At 71.7% G+C, this 13,839-nt stretch carries 11 protein-coding genes; 4 read left to right on the forward strand and 7 right to left on the reverse strand.

All coding sequences use genetic code 11. The features are described from left to right. Positions 1 to 21: 21 nt before the first annotated feature. A complete protein-coding gene (locus ACO2TI_RS03435; RefSeq protein WP_423282041.1) occupies positions 22 to 1,050 on the forward strand; it encodes a methyltransferase in 1,029 nt (342 codons plus the stop codon). Between the two features lie 10 nt (positions 1,051 to 1,060). Here ACO2TI_RS03435 and ACO2TI_RS03440 read toward each other — a convergent pair whose 3' ends face one another. Genes ACO2TI_RS03440 through ACO2TI_RS03455 form a run of 4 tightly spaced genes read right to left on the reverse strand, consistent with a single transcriptional unit; the run spans position 1,061 to position 7,455 of the window. Beyond that, a complete protein-coding gene (locus tag ACO2TI_RS03440) occupies positions 1,061 to 1,666 on the reverse strand; it encodes a TetR/AcrR family transcriptional regulator (RefSeq protein WP_423282042.1) in 606 nt (201 codons plus the stop codon). Then, the gene (gene adeC, locus ACO2TI_RS03445; protein WP_423282043.1) at positions 1,663 to 3,099 is read right to left on the reverse strand and encodes an AdeC/AdeK/OprM family multidrug efflux complex outer membrane factor; all 1,437 of its coding nucleotides are present in this window, start codon (positions 3,097 to 3,099) and stop codon (positions 1,663 to 1,665) included. Before adeC ends, ACO2TI_RS03440 begins: the two co-directional genes overlap by 4 nt. Then, a complete protein-coding gene (locus ACO2TI_RS03450) occupies positions 3,096 to 6,254 on the reverse strand; it encodes an efflux RND transporter permease subunit (RefSeq protein ID WP_423282044.1) in 3,159 nt (1,052 codons plus the stop codon). The genes adeC and ACO2TI_RS03450 overlap by 4 nt, the downstream gene beginning before the upstream one ends. 10 nt (positions 6,255 to 6,264) lie before the next feature. Continuing rightward, complete coding sequence (locus ACO2TI_RS03455; protein ID WP_423282045.1) at positions 6,265 to 7,455, reverse strand: efflux RND transporter periplasmic adaptor subunit; 1,191 nt, start codon at positions 7,453 to 7,455, stop codon at positions 6,265 to 6,267. Positions 7,456 to 7,598: 143 nt separating this feature from the next. Between ACO2TI_RS03455 and ACO2TI_RS03460 the strand changes: the two genes are divergently transcribed. Both ACO2TI_RS03460 and ACO2TI_RS03465 read left to right on the forward strand, forming a co-directional pair. Then, complete coding sequence (locus ACO2TI_RS03460) at positions 7,599 to 10,955, forward strand: ATP-binding protein (protein ID WP_423282046.1); 3,357 nt, start codon at positions 7,599 to 7,601, stop codon at positions 10,953 to 10,955. 128 nt (positions 10,956 to 11,083) lie between these two features. Then, positions 11,084 to 11,251, forward strand: a complete 168-nt coding sequence (locus ACO2TI_RS03465; protein ID WP_423282047.1) for a hypothetical protein — start codon at positions 11,084 to 11,086, stop codon at positions 11,249 to 11,251. An 87-nt stretch (positions 11,252 to 11,338) separates the two neighbouring features. Here the strand turns inward: ACO2TI_RS03465 and ACO2TI_RS03470 are convergent, their stop codons facing one another. Then, entirely contained in the window at positions 11,339 to 11,521 is a 183-nt protein-coding gene (locus ACO2TI_RS03470) for a hypothetical protein (RefSeq protein ID WP_423282048.1), read from the reverse strand. 92 nt (positions 11,522 to 11,613) lie between these two features. Further along, a complete protein-coding gene (locus tag ACO2TI_RS03475; RefSeq protein ID WP_423282049.1) occupies positions 11,614 to 11,802 on the reverse strand; it encodes a hypothetical protein in 189 nt (62 codons plus the stop codon). 123 nt (positions 11,803 to 11,925) lie between these two features. Here ACO2TI_RS03475 and ACO2TI_RS03480 point away from each other — a divergent pair, with 123 nt between their 5' ends. After that, on the forward strand, positions 11,926 to 12,252 hold the full coding sequence (locus tag ACO2TI_RS03480; RefSeq protein ID WP_423282050.1) for a hypothetical protein: 327 nt from the start codon (positions 11,926 to 11,928) through the stop codon (positions 12,250 to 12,252). A gap of 39 nt (positions 12,253 to 12,291) precedes the next feature. On the opposite strand, the gene ACO2TI_RS03485 is transcribed toward ACO2TI_RS03480, so the two are convergent. Beyond that, positions 12,292 to 13,812, reverse strand: a complete 1,521-nt coding sequence (locus ACO2TI_RS03485) for a PAS domain-containing sensor histidine kinase (protein ID WP_423282051.1) — start codon at positions 13,810 to 13,812, stop codon at positions 12,292 to 12,294. Between the last annotated feature and the right edge of the window lie 27 nt (positions 13,813 to 13,839).

A 13,839-nucleotide genomic window follows, 5' to 3' on the forward strand; every position in this document is an offset into this window, starting at 1 on the left:
ATGAGCCGCAAGGAGCCGCCCATGCCCACCCTGCCCAACCCCGACCGCATCCTCGACACCGGCCTCGCGTTCTGGCGCTCGAAGACCTTGCTCGCCGCCGTCGAGCTCGGCGTCTTCACCGCCCTCGGCGACGGACCGCTCACCGCCGAGCAGCTGCGCGAACGGCTGCAACTGCACCCGCGCGCGGTGCCGGACTTCCCCGACGCGCTGCTCGCGCTCGGCTTCCTCGAACGCGAAGGCAGCGGCGCCCAGGCCGCCTACCGCAACACGCCCGAGACCCAGCTCTACCTCGATCGCCGCAGCGGCGCCTACCTCGGCGGCGCACTGGAGATGGCCAACGCGCGGCTGTACCCGTTCTGGGGCCGCCTGGGCGAGGCGCTGCGCAGCGGCCTGCCGCAAAACGAGCTGCGCGATGGCGGCAGCTCGATGTTCGAGACGCTGTACCGCGAGCCGGCGCGGCTGGAGCAGTTCATGTCCGCGATGACGGGCTTCTCGGCCGGCAATTTCACGCTGCTCGCCGAGCGCTTCGATTTCGGGCGCTTTCGCTCGCTGGCCGACGTCGGCGGCGCGACCGGTCAGCTCGCCTGCATCGTCGCCGAGCGCCACCCGCACCTCGCGTGCACGACGCACGACCTGCCGGCGGTCACCGAGATCGCGCAGCGCCACATCGAGCGGCGCGGGCTTTCGGCGCGCGTGCGGGCGCAGTCGATCGACTTCCTGGCCGACGAATTCCCGCGCGCCGACGTGATCACGATGGGCATGATCCTGCACGACTGGAACCTCGAGACCAAGCAGCGGCTGCTGCGCAAGGCCTTCGACGCGCTGCCTTCGGGCGGCTGCCTGATCGCGATCGACCACCTGATCGACGACGATCGGCGCCACAACGCCTTCGGGCTGCTGATGTCGCTGAACATGCTGATCGAGTTCGGCGACGCCTTCGACTACAGCGGCGCCGACTTCGACGGCTGGGCGCGCGAGGCGGGCTTCGCGCGCACCGAGGTGATCGCGCTGGCCGGGCCGGGCGCGGCGGCGGTGGCCTACAAGGCCTGAGCCGTCTCGCTCAGGGCGTGAAGAGCCGGCGCAGCGTCGGGCGCAGCACCGACAGCACGGCGTCGCGGTCCAGCGCGGGATTCATCAGCCCGCACGCGAGCAGGCCGTTGAAGATCGCGCCGACGACCTCGATGCGCGCGTCGATCTCGCGCGCATCGAGCCCGCGCAGGCTGCCGCGCGGGCCGGTCAGCATCTCGCGAAAGCGCGCGCGCGCCCGCGCGTCGGCCTCGCGCAGGATGGCCACCACCTTGGGGTTGCGCGCGCCTTCGGCCAGCATCTCCAGCTCCAGCGCGGCGCGGTCGGGATCGAGGTTCTTGTCGACGCCGAAGTCAACGCCATCGATCATCGCGTCGATCAGCTCGCCGCCGCGCGCCTGCATCTCGCCCAGCATCGAGAACATCTCTTCCACGTCGCGTGCGACGAGGGCCTCGATGATCTCTTCCTTGCCGGCGAAGTAGTTGTAGATGTGGCCCGGGCTCATGCCCGCGGTGCGCGCCACCTCGGCCATCGCGGCGCCGTGGTAGCCGCGGCGGCGAAAGCACTCGGCCGCGGCGTTGAGCACCTGCTCGCGGCGCGCCTTGGCGTGTTCGGGGTCGTGGTGTCGCTTGGGTTTCACGATCGTGGGCTGCTGTCCTGCCAACCGCCGCCGAGCGCCTTGTACAGCGTGACCTGGTTGGTCAGCCGCGACAGGCGCGTGGCGATCAGGTTCTGGCGGGCCGCATAGTACGAGCGCTGCGCGTCGAGCACCTGCAGCGAGCTGTCGACGCCCCGATCGAAGCGCGCCTGCGACAGGCGATGCGTCTCGGCCGTGGCTTCGGTCAGCGCGAGCTGGGCGTCGAGCTGCTCGCCCAGCGTGGCGCGCTCGGCGAGCGCGTCGGCCACCTCGCGGAACGCCGACTGGATCGCCTTCTCGTAGTTCGCCACCGCGATGTCGCGATCGGTCTCGGCGACCTTGAGGTTGGCGCGGTTGCGCCCGCCGTCGAAGATCGGCACGCTGATCTGCGGCATGAAGCTCCACGCGCCCTGGCCGCCGCGAATCAGGTCCGACAGGCTCGCGCTGGCCGAGCCGGCCGACGCGGTCAGCGTGATGCTCGGGAAAAAGGCCGCGCGCGCCGCGCCGATGCTGGCGTTGGCGCCGCGCAGCGTCTGCTCGGCCTGCACGATGTCCGGGCGCCGCTGCAGCAGCTGCGAAGGCAGGCCGGCGTCGACCTCGGGCAGCGCGTTGAGCGCCTCGATCGGCGCCTGCGCGAGCTGCGCGTCGTCGACGGGCATGCCGACCAGCAGCGAGATCGCGTTGCGGTCCTGCGCGACGAGGCTGGTGTAGCGCGCCACGTCGACGCGCGCGCTCTCCACGCTGGTCTGCGCCTGGCGCACGTCGAGCGCCGAGGCCGTGCCCAGCGCATGGCGCTGGCGCACCAGCTCGAACGAGCTCTGCTGGCTGGCCAGCGTGTCCTTCGCGAGCTGCAGCCGCTCGCGGTCGGCGGCGTGGGTCAGATAGGCATTCGCGAGCTCGGCGACGAGGCTGATGCGCGTCGCGCGCTGCGCCGCCTCGGTGGCGAAGAACTGCGACAGCGCCTGGTCGCGCAGGCTGCGCACGCGGCCGAACAGGTCAAGCTCGTAGGACGCCACGCCCAGCGAGGCGCTGTACTGGTGCGAGGTCACCGGCTGGCCGGTGCCGCTCAGGTCGCCCGGCGTGCGCTGGTGCGAGCCCGAGCCGCCCGCCGAGACGGTGGGCAGCAGGTCGGCGCGCTGCACCTGGTACTGCGCGCGGGCACGCTCGATGTTGAGCGTGGCGACGCGCAGGTCGCGGTTGTTGAGCAGCGCGCGCTCGATCAGCGCGCGCAGGCGCTCGTCGGCGAAGAAGCCGCGCCAGTCGGCGAGCGCCGTTGTCGTGCCGGCGGACGTGGCGACCGATGTGGCACCTTCAGCACCCTCGTAGCGCGCCGGCACCGGCGCCTCGGGCAGCGTGAGCTCGGGCGCCATGCTCGCGCAGCCGGCCAGCATCAGCGCGGCGGCCGCCGCCAGGGTGTGGAATCGAATCGAACTCATGCGGTGGCCTCCGGAGCGGGCAGCGCGGCCGCGGGCGCGTCGCCCGGGCGCGGCGTGCGCTGGGCAAACAGCCGGCGCACGACGACGAAGAAGACCGGCACGAACAGCACCGCCAGCACGGTCGCGAAGAGCATGCCGCTCATCACGCCGGTGCCGATGGCGTTCTGCGCGCCGGAGCCGGCGCCGCTGGCGGTGACCAGCGGCAGCACGCCGAGCACGAAGGCCAGCGAGGTCATCACGATCGGGCGCAGGCGCAGCCGCACCGCCTCGAGCGTGGCTTCCACCAACCCGAGGCCCTGCTCGACGCGCTCCTTGGCGAATTCGACGATCAGGATCGCGTTCTTGGCCGACAGGCCGATCGTGGTCAGCAGGCCGACCTGGAAGTAGATGTCGTTCGACAACCCGCGCAGCGACGCGCCGATCAGCGCGCCGATCACGCCCAGCGGCACGACCAGCATCACCGCGAACGGGATCGACCAGCTCTCGTAGAGCGCGGCCAGGCACAGGAACACCACCAGCAGCGAGATCGCGTAGAGCATCGGCGCCTGCGCGCCGGTCAGGCGTTCCTGGTAGCTCAGGCCCGTCCACTCGAAGCCGATGCCGGCCGGCAATTGCGCGGCCAGGCGCTCCATCTCGGCCATCGCCTCGCCGCTGCTGCGCCCCGGCGCCGCCTGGCCCTGGATCTGCACCGAGGCCAGGCCGTTGTAGCGCTCCAGGCGCGGCGAGCCGTAGCTCCAGTGCGCGCTCGCGAAGGCCGAGAACGGCACCATCTCGCCGGCCGCGTTGCGCACCGTCCAGCGGCCCAGGTCCTCGGGCTTCATGCGCGCACCGGCGTCGCCTTGCAGGTAGACCTTCTTGACGCGGCCGCGGTCGATGAAGTCGTTGACGTAGCTGCCGCCCCAGGCGGTGGCCAGCGTGGCGTTGATGTCGGCCTGCGCGACGCCGAGCGCGCCGGCCTTGGCGAGGTCGACGTCCAGGCGCAGCTCGGGCGTGTCTTCCTGGCCGTTGGGCCGCACCGCCGCGAGCACCTTGCTCTGCGCGGCCATGCCGAGCAGCTGGTTGCGCGCGGCGATCAGCGCGTCGTGCCCGAGGCCGGCGCGGTCTTGCAGCTGGAAGTCGAAGCCGCTGGCGTTGCCGAGTTCGGTGACCGCCGGCGGCGAGAAGGCGAACACCAGCGCGTCGCGGATCTGCGAGAACGCGCCCATGGCCTTGCCGGCCACCGCATCGACCTTGAGGTCGGGGCGCTTGCGCTCGCTCCAGTCCTTGAGGCTCACGAAGCCGATCGCGGCGTTCTGGCCGCGCCCGGCAAAGCTGAAGCCGGTGACGGTGAAGATCGACTGGACGGCCTCGGACTGGTCTTCGAGGAAGTGCTTCTCGACCTGCTGCACCACGCCCAGCGTGCGCTCGGTGGTCGCGCCGGCCGGCAGCGTGACCTGCGTGAACAGGATGCCCTGGTCCTCCGCCGGCAGGAAGGCGCTGGGCAGGCGCACGAACAGCGCCGCCATCGCCGCGACGATCAGCGCGTAGAGCGCGAGCGTGCGCTTGTCGCGCGCGATCAGGCGCGCAACCAGCGAGCGGCTGCCGTCGTTGGTGCGCTCGAAGGCGCGGTTGAAGCGCGCGAAGAAGCCGCCCAGCACCCCGCCCGTGTGGCCGTGCGTGGGCTTGAGCAGGCTCGCGCACAGCGCCGGCGTCAGCACCATCGCCACCACCACCGACAGCACCATCGCGGTGACGATGGTCACCGAGAACTGGCGGTAGATCACGCCGGTGGAGCCGCCGAAGAAGGCCATCGGCACGAACACCGCCGACAGCACCAGCGCGATGCCGATCAGCGCGCCGGTGATCTCGCCCATCGACTTGCGCGTCGCCTCGCGCGGCGACAGGCCTTCTTCCGTCATCACGCGCTCGACGTTCTCGACCACGACGATGGCGTCGTCGACCAGGAGGCCGATCGCCAGCACCATCGCGAACATCGTCAGCGTGTTGATCGAGTAGCCGAAGGCCGCCAGCACGCCGAAGGTGCCCAGCAGCACCACCGGCACCGCGATCGTCGGGATCAGCGTCGCGCGGAAGTTCTGCAGGAACAGATACATCACCAGGAACACGAGCACCACGGCCTCGACGAGCGTCTTGACGACCTCCTCGATCGAGACCTTCACGAACGGCGTGGTGTCGTAGGGGATCACCGCCTTCATGCCGGCGGGGAAGTAGCGCTCGAGCTCGTGCACGGTCTTCACGACGGCATTGGCGGTGTCGAGCGCATTGGCGCCGGTCGCGAGCTTGATGCCCATGCCGGTGGCCGGGCGGCCGTTGTAGCGCGCGATCACGTCGTAGGACTCGCCGCCGATCTCGACCTTGGCGATGTCGCTCAGGCGCACCGTCGCGCCGTCGCTGGCGGTTCGCAGGATGATGTTGCGGAACTGCTCGGGCGTCTGCAGCCGGCTTTGCGCGGTGACGGTGGCGTTGAGCTGCTGGCCGGCAAGCGCCGGCAGGCCGCCGAGCTGGCCGGCCGAGACCTGCGCGTTCTGCGCGCTGATGGCCGCGCTCACGTCCGACGGCGTGAGCTTGTAGGTCTGCAGCTTGGCCGGGTCGAGCCAGATGCGCATCGCGTACTGGCTGCCGAACAGCTGCACCTCGCCGACGCCGTTGACGCGCGAGACCACGTCCTGCACGTTGGCCGCCACGTAGTCGCCGAGGTCGATGTTGTTCATCGAGCCGTCCTCGGACACGAAGCCCAGCACCATCAGGAAGCTGGTGCGCGCCTTGGCGACCTGCACGCCCTGGCGCTGCACTTCCTCGGGCAGGAGCGGCGTCGCCAGCGCGAGCTTGTTCTGCACCTGGACCTGGGCGATATCCGGGTCGGTGCCGGCCTCGAAGGTCAGCGTGATCGACACCGTGCCGCTCGACTCGCTGGTCGAGCTCATGTACATCAGGCCGTCGAGCCCCTTCATCTTCTGCTCGATGACCTGGGTGACGGTGTCCTCGACGGTCTTGGCCGACGCGCCGGGATAGGAAGCCGAGATCGTGACCGCCGGCGGCGCGATCGACGGGTACTGCGCGATCGGCAGGATGCGGATCGCGAGCACACCCGCGAGCATGATCACGATCGCGATGACCCACGCGAAGATGGGCCGGTCGATGAAGTAGCGAGCCATCGTGCGCTCCTTACTTGGCCGCCGTGGGCGCGGCAGCGCTCGCGGCGGCGGCGACCACGCTCGGCGTCGCTTCCACCGGCGTCACGGTCGCGCCGGGACGCACCTTCTGCAGGCCGTCGACGACGAGCTTGTCGCCCGCCGCCAGGCCCGAGGTCACCAGCCAGCGGTCGCCGACCGTGCGCTCGGCCACGAGCTGGCGCTGCTCGAGCTGGTTGTTCGCGCCGACCACCAGCGCCGTGGCCTCGCCCTTGGCGTTGCGCGTCACGCCCTGCTGCGGCGCGAGGATCGCCTGCTCGCGCACGCCCTCGGCGATCTGCGCCTTCACGTACATGCCGGGCAGCAGCACACGATCGGGGTTGGGGAACAGCGCGCGCAGCGTCACGCTGCCGGTCGACGGATCGACCGTCACGTCGGAGAACTGCAGCTTGCCGGGCAGCGGGTAGACGCTGCCGTCCTCGAGCTTGAGCGTGACCTTCACGCCGGCACTTTGCTTGCGCGCGTCCTGGCCGAGCTCCTTGCGCAGGCGCAGCAAGTCGGCGCTGGTCTGCGTGACGTCGACGTAGATCGGATCGAGCTGCTGCACCGTCGCCAGCGCGGTGGCCTGGTTGGCGGTGACCAGTGCGCCTTGCGTGACCGAGGACTTGCCGATGCGCCCGCCGATCGGCGAGGCGACGCTGGTGTAGCCCACGTCGATGCGCGCCGTCTCGACCGCCGCCTTGGCCGACTGCAGCTCGGCCTCGGCCTGCTTCAGCGCGGCCTGGGCGTCGTCGTTGTCCTGCTGGCTCACGGCCTTGATCGCCACCAGCTCCGCATAGCGCTGCGCCTTGGCGCGCGTGCTCGCGAGGTTGGCCTCGGCCTTGGCCTGCGCGGCGCGCGCGCTGGCCAGCGTGGCTTCGTAGGTGGCGGGGTCGATGCGGTACAGCGGCTGGCCGGGCTTGACCTCGCCGCCTTCGGCGAAGCGGCGCTCCAGCACGATGCCGGTGACCTGCGGCCGCACCTCGGCGATCAGGTAGGGCGAGGTGCGCCCCGGCAACTCGGTCGTGACCGGCACCGTCTGCGCGGCCAGCGTCACGACGCCGACCTGCGGTGCGGCAGGCCCGGCCGGTGCGCCGCCGGCGGCACCGGAGCGGCTGCAGCCGACGATGACGGCCGCCGCGGCAAGCGCGGCAAGCGTGACGGCGGTGATTCGAAGTGGCGGCATCGGGCAGACCTCGTTAGATAAGACTGAACGTTCATTCTAACTATGGGCGGTAGAAACCCCAGGGTTTCCTGGGGTCATTGCCGGCGGGCCCGCGGCCGTCGAGCCGCCCCTGCGAGCACCGCCGGTCGCTATGCTGCACGCCCATGAGCACGCAGCAGGAGCGCCTCGCGACGGCCATCGCGGCTCTCGAATCGCAGCGCGCCCTCCTCGGCGATGCCGTGGTCGACGCAAGCCTCGGCCCGCTGCGCGAGAAGCTGGCGGCCCTGACGGCCGCGGCGCACGAGGCTGCCGCTCCCGATCTGCGGCAAGTGACCATCCTGTTCCTCGACGTGGTGGGCTCCACCACGCTCAGCACGCGCCTCGATCCCGAAGAAGTGCAGGCCGTGATGGACGGCGCGCTGGCGCGCTTCACCGGCGTGGTCGGGCAGCACGGGGGCAAGGTGCTGCAGTACGCCGGCGACAACCTGCTGGCGGTGTTCGGCGCCGAGGCGGCACGCGAAGACGACGCCGAGCGCGCCGTGCGCTGCGGCCTGGCGCTGCTCGACGAAGGCCGACGGCAACAGGCCCTGGTGCACCGCAGGCACGCGCACGACGGCTTCGACGTGCGCGTGGGCATCCACACCGGCGGCGTGCTACTGGGCGGCATCGACGCCGTCGACGGCGCCGGCAGCATCCGCGGCAGCGCCGTCAACGTGGCGGCGCGCATGGAGCAGCTGGCGCCCGCCGGCCACCTTCGCATCAGCCACGCGACCCACGCGCTGGTCCGCGGCCTGTTCGACTGCGAGCGCCAGGCACCGGTGGCGATCAAGGGCGTCGACGAGCCCGTCGTCACCTACGTCGTGCACGGCCCGGGGCCGGGCGCGGCGCGCGCGGTCGTGCGCGGCGTGCAAGGGGTGGAGACGCGCATGGTCGGGCGCGACGCACCGCTGCGCGCCTTGCAGGACGCGTTCGAGCGCCTCCTCGCCGAGCGCCGCCTGCAGCGCATCCATGTCGTCGGCGACGCCGGCCTGGGCAAGAGCCGCCTGCTGCACGAGTTCGACGCATGGTCGCGCGGGCGCGCCGAGCGTTTCGTGCGGCTGCGCGCGCGCGCCACGCCCGCCACCCAAAGCCGCCCCTACGGGCTGCTGCGCGACCTGCTCGCGTCGCGGCTGGGCATCGCCGACGGCGACACCGAGCCCTCCGCGCGCGAGCGCTTCGAGGCCGAAGCGGTGCCGCTGCTGCAAGCCGGCGGCGAAAGCCTCGCGCTGGCGCAGGCCCATGTGCTGGGCCATCTCCTCGGGCTCGACCACTCTGCCAGTGCGCACGTGCAAGCCCTGCTCGCCGACAGCCGGCAGATCCGCCAGCGCGGCTTCCATGCGGCCGCGCGCGCCTTGCGCGGACTGTGCGCGCAAGAGGGCGTGCCCGTGCTGCTGCAGTGCGACGACCTGCACTGGGCCGACGAAGGCTCGCTCGACTTCCTGGATCAGCTGGCGCTGGAGTGCGCCGACCTGCCGATCGCGGTGATCGGGCTGATGCGGCCCGAGCTGTTCGAGCGCCGCGGCGAGGCCACGCCGCCGCCGGCGCTGCGCATCGAGCTGCAGCCGCTGGGCGGAGCCGACAGCGAGCAGCTGGCCGACGAGGTGCTGAAGAAGCTGGCGCGGGTGCCCGCGTCGCTGCGCGAGACGCTGATCGCGCGCGCCGAGGGCAACCCGTTCTTCATGGAAGAGCTGGTCAACCTGCTGATCGACCGGCGCGCCATCGTGATCGAGGACGGGCATTGGTCGCTCGAGGCCGACGACTTCTCTGCCGCGGCCGTGCCGCCCACGTTGACGGAAGTGCTGCAGGTGCGGCTCGACCACCTGCCGGTGCTCGAGCGGCGCGCGTTGCGGCAGGCCAGCGCGATCGGCCTCACGTTCTGGGACCGCGCGCTGGCCGCGCTGGACGAAAGCGCCGTCGCCGCCTTGCCCTCGCTGCTGGCGCGCGGCCTGCTGCGCCAGCGCCCCGACGAGGCGCTCGAAGGCGCGCAGGCCTATGCCTTCAAGCACCAGCTGTTCCACCGCGTCATCTACGACACGCTGCTCAAGCGCGAGCGGCGCGAGTGCCACGCGCGCGCGGCGGCCTGGTTGGCATCGCTGAGCCCGGCCCGGGTCGCCGACTTCAGCGCGGCGATCGCCGAGCACCACGAGAAAGCCGGCGCCGCGCCCCAGGCGCAGCACTACTACGCGCGCGCGGCACAGCGGGCGCGCGAGCGCTTTGCCCATGTCGAGGCGCTCGATTGCGTGTCGCGGGCGCTCGCGCTGGCATTGGACGAAGCCACGGCCGACCGGCAGACGCTGGCCCTGCGCTGGCAGCTGCGCGATGTGCAGGAGCGCTCGCTCGACTCGATGGGCCGGCGCGCCGAACAGCTCGCCGCGATCGACGCGCTGCAGGCGATCGCCGAGGCGCTCGACGACGACGCGCGCCGCGGCGAGGTGGCCTGGCGCCGCTGCGACATCGCGCTGCGTACCGGCGACTTCGGCGCGACCCGTCAACTGGCGGGCCAGGCCCTTGCGGTGGCCGCGCGCACCGGCGACGTCGAGCTGCGGCTGCGCGCGCGGCACAGACTGGCGGCCGCGCTGCGGGCACAGGGGGACGTGGCCGCCGGCAAGGCCCAGGCGCTCGCGGGGCTGGACGAGTCGCGCAGCCACGGGCTGCGTCACCTCGAAGGCCTGTTCCTCAACAGCCTGTGCGGCTTTGCGGAGGCCGAGCAGGACATCGAAGCCAGCATCGCCACGTGCCGGGAGCTGCTGACGCTCGATCGCGCGCTGGGCGACCGGCGCGGCGAGGCGATCACGCTGATCAACATGGGCAGCGCCTTGCATGCGATCGGCGCCAACGAAGAGGCCCGCGCGCATCTGGCGCAAGGGCTGCAGCTCGCGCGAGCCGTCGGCGACCGCAACCCGCAACCGTATGCGCTGCTGGCGCTGTCGCAATCGGCGCTGCGGGCCGGCGAGGCCGAGGAAGCCGCTCGCCACGCGCAGGCGGCGCTCGAGCTCGCACGCGGCATGCAAGCGCCGCTGGTCGAGGCGCATGCGTGGTGCCGGCTGGGCGAGGCCGAGCAGGCTCTGCGCCATGGGCCGGCCGCGCAGGCCGCGTTCGAACAGTCGCGGCGCATCTCCGCCGAGAAGGGCTATCCGTGCGAGCACGACGCGGCCGTCGGCCTGGCCGCGTGCGCGCTCGACGCCGGCGACATCGAGCGCGCAATGGCCGCGCTGGCGCGAGCACTCGAGCACCTGGCCGCAGGCGGCGGCTTCGAAGGGGCCGAGCATGCGCTGTGGAACCAGTGTGTGTGCTGGCAGGCGCTGGATTTCGCCGGCGACGACCGCGCCGCGCCGACGCTTGCCGCCGCGCACGACGAACTGCAGCGCCGCGCCGCCCGGATCGCCGATCCGGCGCTGCGGCAAGGCTTTCTGCACCGCATTCCCGAACACGGGGCGATCGCCCGCGCCTGGGCGGCTCGCCCGTCCGCCGGCAGCGGCTGACTCAGGGCAGCGGTCACCGCCGCCTGCCCCGCGCGTCTTCGGTCCTCGACGAGGCCGCGCCCGTGGGACGCTCATGGGACGCCGCGTGTGGACGATGCGAGCCATCGCCACCCTGCCCTTGCCCCGCCATGAAGACCTCCAGCGCCCTTGCGCGCCGCGCCCTGACCTGTGGCGTCGTCCTCACCGGCCTCGTGGTCCTGCTGCTTGGCACGGCCTGCACCGGCCGCGAGCCGCCCGAACCGCTTCCTGCGGCGCCCGACGAGACCGGCGAGATGTCGCCGCGGCGCGTGCATTGAGCGCGAGCGGGACGTGAAAAGGGCGCCTCGATCGCACGATCGAGGCGCCCCTTGAAGTCAAGCCGCCGGCCGGCGGCGCCGGATCACTCAGCGATCACCCTGGTGGCGCGGGGCATCCTGGCGCGGGCGTTCGCTCTCGCGGCTGCCCTGTCCGCCCGAGCGTTGCTGATCGCTCTGGTCCTGGCGCTTGGAAGCGTCCTGACGGCCCTGTTGCTGCTCATGGGATTTCGAAGAACGGTTCTGCTCCTGCTGGTTGCGCTTCTGCTCCATGACATCTCCTGGTCTTGATGGCATCGGCCCGTTGCCGACGGCCCTGACGGGCAAGCCCTGTACCTGGGAGACGCCTGAAAGACGCGACGCGCTCACGTCGAGGACAGGCCGGCGTGCTCGTCGATGTGCCCGAACTCCGAGTCCGCCGCCTGCTCCGGGTGCGCGAACTGCGACGTCGCCCACAGGCGGCAGCCGCGCTTGAAGAGCACGTCGTAGCTCATCTGCGCGCCGAGTTGCAGCATGGCCTTTGCGAATCGATATGCCCACCAGTTGCGTTCCATGGCGTCCTCCGCTGAAGTCCAAGGAAGACTGGGCAAGCGGCATGCCCGAAGGCCTGTGGGTGCGCGACCCGGAACGTCGGTTGCCCATGGCGGCATCTGCTGACTGATTTGCCGGGTGACGCCATGACTGCTTTCTCCTTTCCCGACCTGACCGAGCGGCTGTTCCAGCGCCTGCTGGACGCCCTGGGCGTGCCGGCCGAACCGCAGGCGCCCCCACCGCTGGAGGCCAAGGCCTGGGGCCGCGCCTATGCGCAGGAGCTGCAGCGCGCCGGCTCGCCGCTGCCCGACGAGTGGGTGCTGCAGCGCGGCATGGACCTGTGGGTCACCGAGTACCCTCGCCCGCCGGAACGCGTCGCCCGGGCCGAACTGGAACGAGACGACGACTTGCACGCCGACACCGTGCCGGCCGCTTTCCTGAACCTGGGCAGCGGCGCGCGCTCGCGCTTGTGACGCTGGTGATGCTGCCGCAGCCGGCGCGAGGCCGCCGCGTCAGCGGCGATCGAGCGCCGATGCGCCGCTGGGCTGTTGGTCCACCGGTGTCTGCGCCAGCGGCAGGCTCAGCGTGAAGCGGCTGCCCCGGCCCAGCCCTTCGCTGTGCGCCTGCAGCGAGCCGCCATGCTGGATCACCAGCATGCGGGCCAGCGCCAGGCCCACGCCCAGCCCGCGGTCGTAGCCGGGCGCCTCCGGCGCCTCCTGGACGAACAGTTCGAAGATGCGCGTCAGCGAGTGCGGCGCCAGTCCGACGCCGCTGTCGCTGACGACGGTGACGCATTGGCCGTCCTCGACGCGTACCGCGAGGCCGATCTCGCCGCCGTCGGGCGTGTAGCGCGCCGCATTGTTCAGCAAGTTCTGCAGCACCTGCGCCAGACGCGCCGCGTCCGCGTGCATCGGCAGCGCCTGCGTGGGCAGCGACAGATTCAGGCGATGGCCGCGCGCGTCCATCTCGGGCTGCGCGGCCTCGACGCTCAGGTGCACCACCTCGCGAAAGTCGACTGCGGCGCGGCGCAGCACGATCTTGCCGGTCGCCACCCTGGCCACGTCGAGCAGGTCGTCGACCAGGCGCGTGAGCTGGCCGGTCTGGCGGCCGATGATTTCGCGCAGTTGCACCAACGTCGGCGGCAGCGCGTTCATTGCCTGCATCACCGCGACCGCGTTGCGGATCGGCGCCAGCGGGTTGCGCAGCTCGTGCGCCAGCATCGCCAGGAACTCGCTCATGCGCTGGCTCGAACGCTCGAGCTCGGCCAGGCGGCGATGCTCGGTGAGGTCGCGCGTGACCTTGGCAAAGCCCAGCAGCGCGCCCTGGCTGTCGTGCACCGGCGTGACGACCACGTCGGCCCAGAAGCGCGTGCCGCCCTTGCGTACCCGCCAGCCCTGATCCTCGGCGCGGCCATCGCGCAGCGCGCGCGCCAGCTCCGCGCCGGGACGCCCGGCCTGCGCATCCTCGGGCGTGAACAGGCGCGCGAAGTGCGTGCCGAGGACCTCGTGCGGCTCGTAGCCGTGGATCGCGGCCGCCCCGTCGTTCCAGGTGAGGATCGCGCCTTGCGCGTCGAGCATGAAGATCGCGTAGTCCTCGACCGACTGCACCAGCAGCCGGAACAGCTGTTCGCTCTGGCGCAGCGCCTCCTGCTGGCGCTTGAGCTCGGTGAGATCGCGCACCACCTTGCCGAAGCCCACCAGCTCGCCGCGTTCGTCGCGCAACGCGGTGATCACGACGCTGGCCCAGATCTGGTGGCCGTCCTTGCACACGCGCCAGCCCAGGTCTTCGAAGCGGCCGTCGCGCGCGGCGCGGCGCAGCTCTTCCTTCGGCCAGCCGGCCGCCAGCGCTTCCGGGGTGTAGAAGGTCTCGAAGGAGCGGCCGATGATCTCGTCGGCGCGCCAGCCCTCGATGCGCTGCGCACCGGCGTTCCACGACATCACGCGGCCCTCGGTGTCGAGCAGGATGATCGCGTAGTCGAGGACGCTGTCGACCAGCAGCGCGAAGCGTTGGCTGTCGTCGGCGTGACGGGACATGGTCTGGGCTTGTGGCGTGGAGGAACG

The organism is Caldimonas sp. KR1-144 (assembly GCF_049446155.1).
In the GTDB taxonomy this organism is placed as follows: domain Bacteria; phylum Pseudomonadota; class Gammaproteobacteria; order Burkholderiales; family Burkholderiaceae_C; genus Rivibacter.

Coding starts and splice junctions, on each gene's coding strand:
- ACO2TI_RS03480 (WP_423282050.1), top strand. CDS start 11,926: ATGACTGCTTTCTCCTTTCCCGACCTGACCGAGCGGCTGTTCCAGCGC.
- ACO2TI_RS03470 (WP_423282048.1), bottom strand. CDS start 11,521: ATGGAGCAGAAGCGCAACCAGCAGGAGCAGAACCGTTCTTCGAAATCC.
- adeC (WP_423282043.1), bottom strand. CDS start 3,099: ATGAGTTCGATTCGATTCCACACCCTGGCGGCGGCCGCCGCGCTGATG.
- ACO2TI_RS03435 (WP_423282041.1), top strand. CDS start 22: ATGCCCACCCTGCCCAACCCCGACCGCATCCTCGACACCGGCCTCGCG.
- ACO2TI_RS03475 (WP_423282049.1), bottom strand. CDS start 11,802: ATGGAACGCAACTGGTGGGCATATCGATTCGCAAAGGCCATGCTGCAA.
- ACO2TI_RS03485 (WP_423282051.1), bottom strand. CDS start 13,812: ATGTCCCGTCACGCCGACGACAGCCAACGCTTCGCGCTGCTGGTCGAC.
- ACO2TI_RS03465 (WP_423282047.1), top strand. CDS start 11,084: ATGAAGACCTCCAGCGCCCTTGCGCGCCGCGCCCTGACCTGTGGCGTC.
- ACO2TI_RS03460 (WP_423282046.1), top strand. CDS start 7,599: ATGAGCACGCAGCAGGAGCGCCTCGCGACGGCCATCGCGGCTCTCGAA.
- ACO2TI_RS03450 (WP_423282044.1), bottom strand. CDS start 6,254: ATGGCTCGCTACTTCATCGACCGGCCCATCTTCGCGTGGGTCATCGCG.
- ACO2TI_RS03455 (WP_423282045.1), bottom strand. CDS start 7,455: ATGCCGCCACTTCGAATCACCGCCGTCACGCTTGCCGCGCTTGCCGCG.